A 12,464-nucleotide genomic window follows, 5' to 3' on the forward strand; every position below is an offset into this window, starting at 1 on the left:
CGCACGCGGGTCCCGGCCCTCCGTCGTCCCCGGGCCCTCGGCTCAGGCGGAGTCGCGCTCGACGAGGTGGGTGTCGAGGGTCGTGACGTGGGGTGGCGTCTCACCGGCGAGCAGGCGCAGCAGGGTGTCGGCCATGACGACGCCCATCTGCTGCGCGGGCTGCGCGATCGTCGTGAGGCCGACCTTGCCGCGGGTGGCGTAGGGGCTGTCGTCGAAGCCGACGACGGCGACGTCGTCGGGCACGCGCAGGCCGCGCTCCTCGAGCGCGAGCAGGGCCCCGCTCGCCATGAGGTCGCTCGCGACGAAGAGCGCGTCGAGGTCGGGGTGGGCGTCCACGAGCGCGAGCGTCGCCCGGATGCCGCCGGCCTCGGTGAAGTCGCCGCGCGCCACGCGACCGGCGTCGAGCCCGGCCGCGGTCAGCGCGTCGCGCCAGCCGAGCTCGCGGTCGACGGACGCGGGCATGTCGGCGGGCCCGGTGATCGTCGCGATGGTGCGCCGCCCGCGGGCGACGAGGTGCTCGACCCCGCGTCGCGCACCCGCCCGGTTGTCGACGTCGATGTAGTAGTCGCCGGCGTTGGCGACGTCGCCGAGGGGCCGGCCACCGAAGACGACCGGCAGCGACCGGCCGAGGGAGGCGAGGAAGTGGTCGCCCGAGTGGTGCGAGACGACGAGCGCCCCGTCGACGTTGCCGCCGAGCAGGTAGCGCTTCGTCTTCTCCGACGGCGAGCTCGGGTGGGTCAGCTGCAGGTTGAGCACGTAGTCGCTGTCGTCGAGCCGGTCGCTGATGCCCTGGACGACGTCGGCGAAGTAGGGGTCGCCGAAGAAGCGGTGCGCGTCCTCGGGCACGACGAGGGCGATCGACATCGTGGCCCGGGCCACGAGCGAGCGGGCTGCCCGGTTCGGCACGTAGTCGAGCTCGGCGATCGCCTTCTCGACGACCGCGAGCACGTCGGCGCTGACCCGCGGCGAGCCGTTGATGACGCGAGACACCGTGGCGCGGGACACGCCGGCCACCCGGGCGACCTCCTCGAGGGTGGGCCGCCCCATCGGGTGGGCCAGCGTGCCGTCGCTCATCTGCGGCGTTCTCCTGCGGGGTCGGGGTCCGGGCCGTCCTCCGTCAGCTCGGCCCACGGGTTGGGCAGCCGGCGGGTCGCGATGATCCGGGCGTAGTCGAGCGCGCTGGCCTTGGGCGTGCGCACCTGGGTGTCGTAGTCGACTCGGACGATACCGAAGCGCTTGGCGTAGCCCCAGGCCCATTCGAAGTTGTCGAGCAGCGACCAGTAGAAGTAGCCGCGCACCGGCACGCCCGCGTCCACGGCGTCGAGCACCGCGCCGAGGTGCGCGCGCACGTATGCCGTCCGGTCGCGGTCCTCGACGAAGCCGCCCTCGTCGGGCACGTCCTCGAAGGCCGCACCGTTCTCGGTCACGTGCAGGGCGACGCCGGCCGGGCCGGCGTACTCCGTCTGGAGGCGCACGAGCAGGCGGGTCAGCCCGTCGGGCTGGATCTCCCAGTCCATGGCCGTGAGCGGCAGGCCGCGGGGGTGGCGGTGCGCGTCGTCGGCCGCCGGGAAGGGCGAGCGGGTCGTGCGGCCGCCGTTGACGCTGTCGTCGAGCGCGGCCGCGGGCGGCTCGTGGCCGATGGCCTCGCCGTTGTAGTAGTTGACGCCGAGCACGTCGATCGGGGCGGAGATGACCTCGAGGTCGCCGTCGCGGACGTGGTCCTCGAACCCGAGGTGGCGCACGTCGTCGAGCAGGTCGGCGGGGTAGCTGCCGCGGAAGACCGGGTCGAGGAAGATCCGGTTCATCTGTCCGTCGACGCGTCGAGCGGCGTCGACGTCACGGGGGTCGCTCGGGTCGAGCGGGTCGGCCACCGTGAAGTTGAGCGTCAGGCCGAGCTCGAGGTCGGCGTCGCGGGCCCGCAGCTGCTGCACGACGCGTCCGTGCGCGAGGAGCAGGTGGTGGGCGGCGGCGAGGCCGTCGGCCGGTGACGTGCGACCCGGCGCGTGCATGCCCGCCGTGTAGCCGAGGAAGGCCGAGCAGAACGGCTCGTTGAGCGTCGTCCAGGTGCGCACCCGGTCACCGAGGCGGTCGTGCACGGCGAGCGCGTAGTCGACGAACCGGTCGGCGGTCTCGCGCGAGGTCCAGCCGCCGCGGTCCTCGAGGGCCTGCGGCAGGTCCCAGTGGTAGAGCGTCAGCCACGGCGCGATGCCGGCTGCGAGGAGCGAGTCGACGAGGCGCTCGTAGAAGTCGAGGCCGCGGGCGTTGACCGCGCCGCCGTCGGGGCAGATGCGGTCCCACGAGGTCGAGAAGCGGTACGACTGCATGCCGAGGGAGCGCATCAGCTCCACGTCCGCCTCGTAGCGGTGGTAGTGCTCGCAGGCGACGTCGCCGGTGTCCCCGCCGACCACCGCCCCCGGCGTGTGGCTGAAGGTGTCCCAGATCGAGTCGGTGCGTCCGTCCTCGTGGCGGGCCCCCTCGATCTGGTAGGCCGCGGTGGCGACCCCGAGCACGAAGTCCTGCGGCACGGGACGCGACGCCGCGAGCACGAGGTCCGGTGCCGCGGACGCGGACGCAGACGACGACGGGACGAGCAGGGCGGGGTGGGTGCGGGTCTGGGAGGTCATCCCTTGACAGCTCCTTGCATGATGCCGGAGACGAGCTGCTTCCCGGCGAAGACGAACAGGACGATGAGGGGCAGCGCCATGAGGACGACGCCGTTGAGCACGAGCGAGTAGTCGACGAAGTGCGCCGCCTGCAGCTGCTGCAGCGCGACCGGCAGTGTGGGGTTGCCGGGGTCGAGGATGATGAAGGGCCAGAAGAAGTTCGTCCACGTCGCGATGAACGTGAAGAGCCCGAGCATCGCCGCGCCGGGACGGGCCGCCGGCAGCGCCACCGACCAGAAGGTGCGCAGGCTCGAGGCCCCGTCGACACGGGCGGCCTCGATGAGCTCGTCGGGCAGGGCCTCCTGGAGGTACTGCGTCATCCAGAAGACGCCGAAGGCGCTGACGGCGCTCGGCACGATGACGGCCCAGAGGCTGCCGATCCAGCCGAGCTTGCTCATGACGATGAAGAGCGGCACGATCCCGAGCTGCGTCGGCACCGCCATGGTCGCGATGACGAAGACGAGCAGCCCGTTGCGGCCGCGGAAGCGCAGCTTGGCGAAGGCGAAGCCGGCCATCGCAGAGAAGAGCACGACGAGCAGCGCCACCGTGCCGCTGACGAGGATGCTGTTGCCCAGGGCCTTCCAGAACGGGATCGTCGTGATGACGGTGCTCGCGTTCTGCAGGAAGTGTCCGCCGGGCACGAGCGAGTAGGGGTCCTGCACGATCGCCGCGGAGTCCTTGCTGCCGATGACGAACGACCACCAGAGCGGGAAGCCGGAGGCGAGCAGCACGACGACGAGCACGACGTATGCCGTCGGGCTGGCCTGGGTGCGTCGCACCAGCCGCGTGCGCCGGCGGGGCGGGGTGAGGGTGGAGGCGGTCATCGCTGCCCCTTCGAGGCGATCCGGCGGGTGACGAGGAAGTTGACGACGGCGAAGACGACGACGATGAGGAAGAGCATCCAGGCGACGGCTGCGGCCCTGCCGAAGTTCTTCTGCGTCCAGCCGAGCTGGTAGAGGTAGAGCGTCAGGGTCTGCCACTGCCGGTCGGCGCCGCCGAGGCCGTACTGGTCGTACATCCGCGGCTCGTCGAAGATCTGCAGGCCGCCGATCGTCGAGGTGATGACGACGAAGATGATCGTCGACCGCAGCTGGGGGACGGTGATCGAGAAGAAGGTGCGCACGCGCCCCGCGCCGTCGATCATCGCGGCCTCGTAGTAGTCGCGCGGGATGGCCTGCATGGCGGCGAGGAAGATCAGGGCGTTGTAGCCGGTCCACCGGAAGTTGACCATCGTCGCGATGGCGACGTGGCTCGGCACGACCTCCTTGTGCCACTGGACCGGGTCGATGCCGACGAGGCCGAGCAGGTGGTTGACGAGCCCGAACTTGTCGCCGAAGAGGTCGCTGAAGATGAGCGCGACCGCGACCGGCGCCACGACGTAGGGCAGCAGCACGCCCATCCGCCAGAAGGTGCGGGCGCGCAGGCCGCTGTCGAGGGCGGCGGCGATGAGCAGGGCCGCGATGACCTGCGGCACGCTCGAGAGCAGGAAGATGCTCACGGTGTTCTTCAGCGCGTTCCAGAAGTAGGGCTGCGCCAGCACGTCGGTGTAGTTCTTGAGCCCGACGAAGTCGCCCTGGCCGCCGATGAGGCTCCACTTGTGGAGCGAGACGTAGGCCGTGTAGAGCAGCGGGAAGAGCCCGACGAGCGCGAAGAGCAGGAAGAACGGCGAGATGTACGCGTACGGCGCGCCGGTCTCGTCGAGCTTGGTGAGGCGGCGGCGCCAGCCGGACCGGGTCGGCATCGGGGAGCGCCGGACGAACTCGGGCGCGGGCTCGGTCCCGGTGGGCGTGGGACGGGCGGGGGTCTGCAGGGTCATGCGGTGGATCCGATCGTCGGGTGGACGGCCCGGCGGGGCATGGGGTGCGCCGGGCCGTCCACGAACCGGCTGGTGGCTCGGGTCAGCCGAGGGCCTTCACGTCACCGACCCACTTGTCCCACGACTCCTGGGGCGAGGTGCCCTGCTCGACCCGGGTGAGGGCCTGCTGCATGGCGTCGTTGATGGCGAAGTAGTGCGCGCCCTTGTAGGGCGTGATGGTCACGGCCTTGGCCCGGTCGGCGAAGATCTGGCCGGTCGGGGCGTTGTTGAACGAGGCGACCTTGAAGCCGAGCAGGTCGGGGCTCTCGAGGGCCTGCTTCTGGCTCGGGAACGCGCCGACCTTCTTGAAGGCCTTGATCTGCTGCTCCGGGGCGGTCAGCCAGGCGGCGAGCTCCTGCGCCTCCTTCGGGTGCGCGCTCTGCTTGGGCACGGTCAGGTAGCTGCCGCCCCAGTTGCCGCCGCCGCCGGGGAAGGTGTTGGCGACGTCCCAGCCCTTGACGCCCTTGGCGTTGCCCTCGATGACGCCGACCATCCAGCCGGGGCAGAGCATCGTCGCGAAGCCGTTCTTCTGGTAGCTCGCGGTCCAGTCGTCGCCCCACTGCTGCAGCTTTGCCGAGAGGCCGTCGGTGATGCCGGCCTGGATGACCTGGTCGTAGACCTTCTTGACGTCGGCGTTCTCGGTCGCCGTGATGGTGTCGTCGTCGGGGTTCTCGTAGGCGGCCGGGAGCTGGTTGACCATGCCCTGATACGTGGCGCCGATGCTGTCGAAGAACGGCACCTTGGACTTGGCCTTGAACTCCTTGCCGGCCGCGAAGTAGCTCTCCCACGTGGTGCCGAACATCTTGGCGACCGACTCGCGGTCGCTGGGCAGGCCGGCGGCCTTGAAGAGGTCGCTGCGGTAGCAGATGGCCTCGGGGCCCGAGTCGGTGCCGTAGCCGATGAGGTGGCCCTCGGCGTCGGTGGCGGCCTTGGCCTTCCAGTCGAGCCAGCGGCCCTGCACGTCGGCGGAGTTGAGGTCGGTGAACTTGTCGGAGTACTGCAGCATCTCGGGCAGCCAGTCGACCTCGACGGCCTCCACGTCGGCCATGCCGCTGCCGGCCGAGAGGCGGGTGAAGAAGGTGTCACGTGCCTCGTTGGAGGTGGCCGCCTTCTTGTGCGTGACCTTGATGTTCGGGTGCGACTTCTCGAACTCGGGAAGCAGCTCCTCGTAGCCGAACTGGTTGAAGGTGGCGAGCGTCAGGGTGACGGGCCCGCCGCCCGATCCGCCCGTGCTGCCGGCTGCCGTGGCGGCGGTGCCGTCGGGCGAGCTCGAGCTGCAGGCCGACAGGGCCAGGAGGCCGACGGTGAGGGTGGCGAGGACGGCGTGGCGCGGGCGCCCGGTGGGCGCGCCGAGCCGGGTGGGTCGGGATGTCATGGAGAGCTCCTTCGGTCTCATCCCCGGGTGGGTGTGGGAGCGCTCTCCCTGCGTGGACTACGGGTGTGAGAGCGCTCTCACGGCGAGGATGGCGGGAGGTGGTCCCGCCCGTCAAGACCCGTGACCATTCCGTGACCTGCCCGCGGGGGCCCGACCGGGCCGGTGACCGAGACGGCGGATGAGTGGGCGGCCGAGTGCTTCGGCTGCCACGGCGCCGGGTCGACGGCTAGCGTGGACACCCCAGGCATCGCCGCCGACCGGGAGGCCCCATGACCGCCTACGCCGCCTACGACCTCGTCGCCATCGGCAGGGTCGGCGTCGACCTCTACCCGCTGCAGCACGGCGTCACCCTCGACGAGGTGCACACCTTCGAGAAGTTCCTCGGCGGCACGGCCGCGAACGTGACGGTGGCGGCATCGCGGCACGGCCTGCGCGCGGCCCTCGTCAGCGCGACCGGTGCCGACGCGTTCGGCCGTTTCGTGCACCGCGAGCTGCTCCAGCTCGGGGTCGACGACGCCCACGTCCAGACCATCACGGCCGGGCCGCCGACGCCGGTCACCTTCTGCGAGATCTTCCCGCCCGACCACTTCCCGGTCTGGTCGTACCGCTACCCCACGGCGCCCGACCTGCTCGTCACGCCGGAGTCGTTGCCGCTCAAGGTGATCCGTGAGGCGAGGGCCTTCTGGTCGACCCTGACCGGACTGAGCCAGGAGCCGAGTCGCGCCGCCCACCGCGCAGCCTGGGAGGAGCGCGGCCGCGCGCCCTTCACGGTGCTCGACCTCGACCACCGCACGGAGTTCTGGGCGAGCGGGGAGGCGGCGAGGTCCGCCGCCACCTGGGCGCTGCCGTTCGTCGACGTCGTCGTCGGCACCGCCGAGGAGTGCGAGGTCGTCACCGGCGAGGCCGACCCGCTGCGGGCGGCCCGCGCGCTCGTCGACGCCGGGGTGGCCCTCGCCGTCGTCGACCGGGGCCGTCGCGGTGCCCTCGCCCTCACGCACGACGAGCTCGTCACGGTGCCCGGCTTCCCGGTCCACGTCGTCAACGGTCTGGGTGCCGGCGACGCCTTCGGCGGGGCGCTCGTGCTCGGCCTGCTCGAGGGCTGGGACCTCGAGCGCACCCTCCACTTCGCATCCGTGGCCGGCGCGCTCGTGTCCGCGCGGCTCGAGTGCTCCGCCGCGATGCCGACGACGTCCGAGGTCCACGCCCTGCTCTCCGACGTCGAGGTGGCCGACGGCGCGTTCTGAGGCGGGACCGGAGACGAGAAAACCCGCTCCTGCTGGTCACGTCGCCGAACTCGACCAGCAGGAGCGGGTGCCCTTGGCCCGGTGATCTGACAGGGGAGGAGATCACCGAGCCGCACAGGAGCAACTCACGAGAACGACTATGACCGCCGTACCTTAAAGAACGCTGGGAACGGGGTGGCAGTTGCCCCAGACCCGGTGGCGGGTACGCCACGCGAGAGGCCGTGACCCCAACGGGAGGAGCCGACGTGCAGACCTTCGTGCCCTACGCCGAGTTCGACCGCGCGGCTGCCGCGCTCGACACGAAACGGCTGGGCAAGCAGCGCGTCGAGGTGATCCAGATCGTCCGGGCGCTGACCGTGCCGGGGTACGCCTGGGCGTCGCACCCGGCCACCCTCATGTGGAAGGGGCACGAGGAGGCGCTCGGGGCATACGGCCTCGCGACGTGCGAGGAGTGGCGCGCGCGAGGCTTCGCGGACACGTGCGCGGCGACCATCGTGGCCGACCTGGCCGCGGCCGGCGTGGGGGCGCCGCGCGGCTACGCCGAGCTGCACGAGGCGGGAGCCCTGCCGTCCTGGCTCTTCGACGACGCGGTGCAGGGCAGCCACCGCTCGGCCCTCGTGCGCAAGGACCCGGAGCACTACGGTGCGCTCTTCCCCGACACCGATCCCACGGTGCCCTACGTGTGGCCCGTCCGGTCGGCGGCCGTGCTCGAACGCGAACGTCGGCGTGAGGTGGCTGCCGCCCGGCGTGCCGAACGCGAGCAGGAGGCGCGCCGCCGTCGCCGCAGCGCGGCAGCGAGGAAGGCCTGGCAGACGCGCCGGGCGTCCGCTCCCGACTGACCCCGACGCCACCCGCGGATCAGCGCGCGCCGACCACCATCCAGTCGTCGTGGCGGGCGCGCCAGCCGAGGATGACGCCGCGGATCACCATGAAGCCGGTGAAGGCGAGCCAGAGCACGACGACGTCGTGGGTGGCCGACCCGCTCGACCCGGCCGCGCGCACCGCGAGCGCGAGCGGGAGGTACGCGAGGAACGTCACGAGCATGCCCTTGGCGAGCCAGGCCCCGTCGCCGGCGCCGATGAGCACGCCGTCGAGCACGAAGACGTAGCCGGCGACGGCCTGGCCGAGACCGACGACGACGAGGGCGGCCCCGAGCGCCTCCCGGACGGCCGGGTCGGTGGTGAAGAGCGCGGGGACGATGCCGTGGAGGGCGACGAGGACGAGCCCGAGCACGAGGCCGCCCCACACACCCCACCGCACCATCGTGCCCATGGCGACCCGTACGGCCTCGCGGTCGCCGGCTCCGAGCGCGCGCCCGGTGATGGCCTGGGCGGCGATGGCGAGCGCGTCGAGGGCGAAGGCGAGGAACGACCACACCGTCAGGGCGACCTGGTGCGCCGCGAGCGGCACGTCGCCCAGCGACGCGGCCACCCAGGTCGTCACGAGCAGCGTGGCCCGCAGGGCCAGCGTGCGCACGAGCAGCGGTATGCCGGTGCGGGCCGCGGCGAGCACGCGCGCCGGGTGGGGTCGCAGCCGGGCCTGCCGGGCCCGCGCGCGCACGAGCAGCACCGCCACGAGGGCGGCTCCCATGCCGGTCTGCGCGATCACCGTGCCCCACGCGGATCCGGCGATGCCCCAGTGCAATCCGTAGACGAAGACGAGGTTCAGCACGATGTTCGTGCCGAAGCCGGCCACCGACGCGACGAGCGGCGTCGTCGTGTCCTGGAGGCCGCGGAGCACCCCCGTGACGGCGAGCACGGCGAGCATCGCCGGGATGCCGAGGGCCGAGATGCGCAGGTAGGTCGTGGCCTGCTCGAGAGCGGCGGGGGACGCCCCAAAGACCGCGCTGATCGGCTCGGCCGCGAGGGCGACCACGACGGCGGTCACGGCGCCGAGCCCGAGCGCGAGCCACAGCCCGTCGATGCCCGCGCTCACCGCCGACCGCTCGTCACCGGCGCCGAGGTGCCGGGCCACGACGCTCGTTGTGCCGTAGGCGAGGAAGACGAAGACGCCGGCCGCCGTGATGAGGGCGGCGCTCGCCACCCCGAGCCCGGCGAGCTCGGCCGTGCCGAGGTGCCCGACGATCGCCGAGTCGGCCAGCAGGAAGAGCGGCTCGGCGATGAGCGCGAGGAAGGCCGGCACCGCGAGGCGCAGGATCTCGCGGCGATGGCTCACGGGACGCGGGGCGGGAAGGCTCACGTCGCCGGTCCCAGGTGCTTGAGGGCCTCGCGTCGGGAGAGCCCGGAGAGGTCGGGGTGTCCCTCGACGAACGCGCGCACCCAGTCCGGGTCGTGGCGCGCGTGGTCGCGCAGCGCCCACCCGATCGCCTTGCGGCTGAAGAAGTCCCGGTCGGCGACGTTCGGCTCGATGACGTCGCGGAGCAGGGCCGGGTCGAGCCGGCCACCGGCCCCGACCTGGCAGATGATCGCGGCCCGTCGCACCCAGAGGGAGTCGGACGCCGCCCACTCCCGCATCCGCAGTCCCTCGACGTCCGGGTGGGACAGGACGGTGTCACGCACGAGGTGGGTGGCGATGTCGTCGACGACGTCCCACCAGGCACCGGCTCGGATCAGGCTCTCCCACAGGGGCATCGCGTCGCTGTCGACCCACGCGCGGTAGGTGCGGTGGCGCGCGAGGGCGATGGCGGCATACCACTGCTCGCGGTGCGTGGCGCCGTCCCAGAGCGCCCGGATCGTCGCCGCCCACTGCTCGCGGGACCGCATCGAGAGGTCGGGGTCGCGCAGCAGGGGCCGCAGCGTCGCCGCCAGCTCGGGCGCGGTGAGCCCGAAGTAGGGCAGCGACGACTTCATGTAGCGCTGCTGCCCGATCGCCCGCTCCCTGTCGCCCGCCGCGCGGAGGGCGGTCGTCACGGCGGCGACGAGCTCTCGCCCCGCCTCCCCCGGGTCGACCTCGGGCGCGTCCGCGCGCGTGACCTCCTGCTCCGGCATGGGCGCCACGCTAGCGCCGGGTCCTCAGGCGTGACGCGCCCGTCCGAGATAGGCGTAGACCCACGGGCGCGCGAGACGCGGCGTCAGGGCGTAGTCGCGCTCGACCGACTCGAGCACCAGCCCGGACTCCTCGACGAGCCGGTCGACCGGCCGCGTGAGGTGGCACCCGTCGAAGACCCGGCGCTGCACGGGTTCGAGGCGACGCTGCCACCGCTGCACGCCCTCGTCCGGCGACAGACCGTGCTCGAGGAAGTGCAGCCGGCCTCCCGGTCGCAGCACCCGGCGCACCTCCTGCAGCGCGCGTGCGACGTCGGGGATCGTGCAGAGCGTGAAGGTGGCGAGCACGGCGTCGGCGCTCGCGTCCGGAAGGTCGAGGCGCTGCCCGTCCAGGCCCCCACGGACGACGGGGACCGGGCTGCCGGCGCGACCCTCGGCGCCGAGCCCCCAGCCCACGTCGGACGGCTCCACCGCGACGATGCGTGTCACCTCGGCCGGGTAGAGGCCGAGGTTGGCGCCGCTGCCGAAGCCGAGCTCGACCACCTCGCCGTGCAGACCCGCGCAGGCGCGGGCGCGCAGCCGCCGGATCGGCTCCGGTTCGGTGCCGCGCGCCACGAGCCGCGGCGTGACCTGCCTGGCCCAGATGCCCATGTCGGGCAGCCTAGGCCGACCGGTCGCGCTTCGTCGTCCTCCGTCGTCCTCGGTGGTCGTCGTCGACGGAGTGCGCGGGTGTCAGCCGGCCCGCAGCGTGATGACGGGGACCTGCGGAGGGGCGAGCACGCGCACCGGGGGTCCCCACGCGCCGGCGCCGCGCGAGGTGAGCACGGGGACGTCGCCCACCGCGTCGAGACCGTCGACGACCGGCTGCTGCAGCAGGACGGCATACCGGAACGGCCAGAGCTGGCCGCCGTGGGTGTGGCCGGAGAGCTGGAGGTCGACCCCGCGGCGCTGCACGTCCTGCGCCGACACCGGCTGGTGGGCGACGAAGAGGGTGAGGTCGTCGGCCGGGATGCCGTCGAGCGCCCGCGCGGGGTCGGGGGCGTCGGCGCCGCGCCCGGTGACGTCGTGGATGCCGGCGACGTGGAAGGAGGTGGAGCCCTTCGTCAGCGTGACGTTCTCGTTGCGCAGCACGTCGATGCCGAGGGTCTCCCAGTGGTCCATCCAGCTGTCGGCCTCCTGCGAGATGAACTCGTGGTTGCCGGTCACGGCGAAGGTCCCGAGCGGCGCCTCGATGTCGGCCAGCGGGGCGAGCGCGTCGGCGACCTGGCTCACCTTGCCGTCGACGAGGTCGCCACCGAGCACGACGACGTCGGGCCGCTGTGCGTTGACCTGCTCCACGACCCGGCGGGTGAACCCGGCGTCGCGCACCGGGCCGACGTGCAGGTCGGTCACGAGGGCGATCCGCAGCCCGTCGAGCTCGGCCGGCAGGCCCGGCCGCGTCACGGTGACGGGCGTGACCGTCGGCGAGGCCGCCTCACCGAGGCCGTATGCCGTCGTGCCGAGCGCCGCGACCACGAGCAGGGGGGTGCCGACCCGCAGGACCCGCCGCCGGTGCCCGGCCCGCCCGGTCAGGCGCAGGACGAGCGTGACGAGGGCGAGCACGGCCGTGCCGAGCAGCAGGTACCAGGCGAGCGCGAGCCACGTGAAGCCCGCCCACGCCACCCACCGCACCGGGCGGGGATCGAGCACCCCCGTCTGGAGCGCGAAACCGGCGAGCGCGCAGGCCCACCCGAGGGCGAGCACGACGCCGACCGCCCGGCGCACGGACGTGGACCAGCCCGGGGCGACGGCGAGGCGACGGTGGAGCAGGAGGCTGAGCAGCCCGAGGAGGGCGGCGACGAGGACGACGAAGATCGGCACGGGTCCAGTGTGCGGGGTCGCCGCCGCCCGCCCGGCCACGGAGTTCGGCAGAGACCCGGGCGCGGGTCAAGGCTGGGACTCGGGCGGGGACTCGGGCGGGGGCTCGGGCGGGGGCTCAGGCGGGGGTGCCGAAGCGGACCGCGTTGCGCTCCCGGGCCTTCTGCCGCTCGACCTCGCGGTCCTTCGGCGGCGCGGTCGTCGTCAGGTGCTCGAGCAGGTGCGCCGTCGCGTGGGCGACCGCCTCGACGGCCTCGTCGAACGCGTGCTGGTTCGCCTGGCTCGGCTTGGTGCTGCCGCTCACCTTGCGGACGTACTGCAGGGCGGCGGCGTGCACCTCCTCCGAGGTCGCGGCGGGCTCGAAGTTGTGGAGCTGACGGATGTTGCGGCACATGCTCCGACTGTAGGACGCGCCGGCGACGCAGCGCGCGGGACGAGGCTCCCGGGAGTCCGGGGCGTCCGGCCGGCCGGCTCGTGCTCGTCCGGCGTGTCGCACCGGCTGTGGACAACCCACAGGGGTGGGGA

General features: G+C 72.9%; 12 protein-coding genes. 2 read left to right on the forward strand and 10 right to left on the reverse strand.

Annotated features, from left to right (window positions below; genetic code table 11):
• Nucleotides 1-42 precede the first annotated feature (42 nt).
• The 5 genes from ABT295_RS15480 to ABT295_RS15500 all read right to left on the reverse strand — a co-directional run bounded on the left by ABT295_RS15480 (nucleotide 43) and on the right by ABT295_RS15500 (nucleotide 5,893).
• A complete protein-coding gene (locus ABT295_RS15480; RefSeq protein WP_352395289.1) occupies nucleotides 43-1,074 on the reverse strand; it encodes a LacI family DNA-binding transcriptional regulator in 1,032 nt (343 codons plus the stop codon).
• Nucleotides 1,071-2,624 carry a GH1 family beta-glucosidase gene (locus tag ABT295_RS15485; RefSeq protein WP_352395290.1) on the reverse strand — a complete coding sequence of 518 codons (1,554 nt, stop codon included), beginning with the start codon at nucleotides 2,622-2,624 and terminating at the stop codon, nucleotides 1,071-1,073. Before ABT295_RS15485 ends, ABT295_RS15480 begins: the two co-directional genes overlap by 4 nt.
• Nucleotides 2,621-3,487: a carbohydrate ABC transporter permease gene (locus ABT295_RS15490; protein WP_352395291.1), complete on the reverse strand. Its 867-nt coding sequence runs from the start codon at nucleotides 3,485-3,487 to the stop codon at nucleotides 2,621-2,623. The genes ABT295_RS15485 and ABT295_RS15490 overlap by 4 nt, the downstream gene beginning before the upstream one ends.
• Nucleotides 3,484-4,479 carry a carbohydrate ABC transporter permease gene (locus tag ABT295_RS15495; protein ID WP_352395292.1) on the reverse strand — a complete coding sequence of 332 codons (996 nt, stop codon included), beginning with the start codon at nucleotides 4,477-4,479 and terminating at the stop codon, nucleotides 3,484-3,486. The genes ABT295_RS15490 and ABT295_RS15495 overlap by 4 nt, the downstream gene beginning before the upstream one ends.
• A gap of 82 nt (nucleotides 4,480-4,561) precedes the next feature.
• A complete protein-coding gene (locus ABT295_RS15500; protein ID WP_352395293.1) occupies nucleotides 4,562-5,893 on the reverse strand; it encodes an extracellular solute-binding protein in 1,332 nt (443 codons plus the stop codon).
• 269 nt (nucleotides 5,894-6,162) lie between these two features.
• Here ABT295_RS15500 and iolC point away from each other — a divergent pair, with 269 nt between their 5' ends.
• Nucleotides 6,163-7,137, forward strand: a complete 975-nt coding sequence (gene iolC, locus ABT295_RS15505) for a 5-dehydro-2-deoxygluconokinase (protein WP_352395294.1) — start codon at nucleotides 6,163-6,165, stop codon at nucleotides 7,135-7,137.
• Between the two features lie 245 nt (nucleotides 7,138-7,382).
• On the forward strand, nucleotides 7,383-7,976 hold the full coding sequence (locus ABT295_RS15510; RefSeq protein WP_352395295.1) for an MSMEG_6728 family protein: 594 nt from the start codon (nucleotides 7,383-7,385) through the stop codon (nucleotides 7,974-7,976).
• Between the two features lie 19 nt (nucleotides 7,977-7,995).
• On the opposite strand, the gene ABT295_RS15515 is transcribed toward ABT295_RS15510, so the two are convergent.
• The 5 genes from ABT295_RS15515 to ABT295_RS15535 form a co-directional block, all read right to left on the reverse strand.
• Nucleotides 7,996-9,336: an MATE family efflux transporter gene (locus tag ABT295_RS15515; protein WP_352395296.1), complete on the reverse strand. Its 1,341-nt coding sequence runs from the start codon at nucleotides 9,334-9,336 to the stop codon at nucleotides 7,996-7,998.
• Complete coding sequence (locus tag ABT295_RS15520) at nucleotides 9,333-10,085, reverse strand: DNA alkylation repair protein (RefSeq protein ID WP_352395297.1); 753 nt, start codon at nucleotides 10,083-10,085, stop codon at nucleotides 9,333-9,335. Before ABT295_RS15520 ends, ABT295_RS15515 begins: the two co-directional genes overlap by 4 nt.
• Nucleotides 10,086-10,109: 24 nt before the next feature.
• Nucleotides 10,110-10,733 carry a class I SAM-dependent methyltransferase gene (locus ABT295_RS15525; RefSeq protein ID WP_352395298.1) on the reverse strand — a complete coding sequence of 208 codons (624 nt, stop codon included), beginning with the start codon at nucleotides 10,731-10,733 and terminating at the stop codon, nucleotides 10,110-10,112.
• A gap of 81 nt (nucleotides 10,734-10,814) precedes the next feature.
• On the reverse strand, nucleotides 10,815-11,942 hold the full coding sequence (locus tag ABT295_RS15530; RefSeq protein WP_352395299.1) for a metallophosphoesterase: 1,128 nt from the start codon (nucleotides 11,940-11,942) through the stop codon (nucleotides 10,815-10,817).
• 115 nt (nucleotides 11,943-12,057) lie between these two features.
• Nucleotides 12,058-12,333, reverse strand: a complete 276-nt coding sequence (locus ABT295_RS15535) for a DUF2277 domain-containing protein (protein WP_352395300.1) — start codon at nucleotides 12,331-12,333, stop codon at nucleotides 12,058-12,060.
• Nucleotides 12,334-12,464: the final 131 nt, after the last annotated feature.

It is taken from the genome of Terrabacter sp. NPDC000476 (assembly GCF_040300125.1).
Classification (GTDB): domain Bacteria; phylum Actinomycetota; class Actinomycetes; order Actinomycetales; family Dermatophilaceae; genus Terrabacter.

What these genes read in the sequence shown, in the direction of transcription:
- ABT295_RS15480 (WP_352395289.1), bottom strand. Translation starts at nt 1,074, where the DNA reads ATGAGCGACGGCACGCTGGCCCACCCGATGGGGCGGCCCACCCTCGAG.
- ABT295_RS15485 (WP_352395290.1), bottom strand. Translation starts at nt 2,624, where the DNA reads ATGACCTCCCAGACCCGCACCCACCCCGCCCTGCTCGTCCCGTCGTCG.
- ABT295_RS15490 (WP_352395291.1), bottom strand. Translation starts at nt 3,487, where the DNA reads ATGACCGCCTCCACCCTCACCCCGCCCCGCCGGCGCACGCGGCTGGTG.
- ABT295_RS15495 (WP_352395292.1), bottom strand. Translation starts at nt 4,479, where the DNA reads ATGACCCTGCAGACCCCCGCCCGTCCCACGCCCACCGGGACCGAGCCC.
- ABT295_RS15500 (WP_352395293.1), bottom strand. Translation starts at nt 5,893, where the DNA reads ATGACATCCCGACCCACCCGGCTCGGCGCGCCCACCGGGCGCCCGCGC.
- iolC (WP_352395294.1), top strand. Translation starts at nt 6,163, where the DNA reads ATGACCGCCTACGCCGCCTACGACCTCGTCGCCATCGGCAGGGTCGGC.
- ABT295_RS15520 (WP_352395297.1), bottom strand. Translation starts at nt 10,085, where the DNA reads ATGCCGGAGCAGGAGGTCACGCGCGCGGACGCGCCCGAGGTCGACCCG.
- ABT295_RS15525 (WP_352395298.1), bottom strand. Translation starts at nt 10,733, where the DNA reads ATGGGCATCTGGGCCAGGCAGGTCACGCCGCGGCTCGTGGCGCGCGGC.
- ABT295_RS15535 (WP_352395300.1), bottom strand. Translation starts at nt 12,333, where the DNA reads ATGTGCCGCAACATCCGTCAGCTCCACAACTTCGAGCCCGCCGCGACC.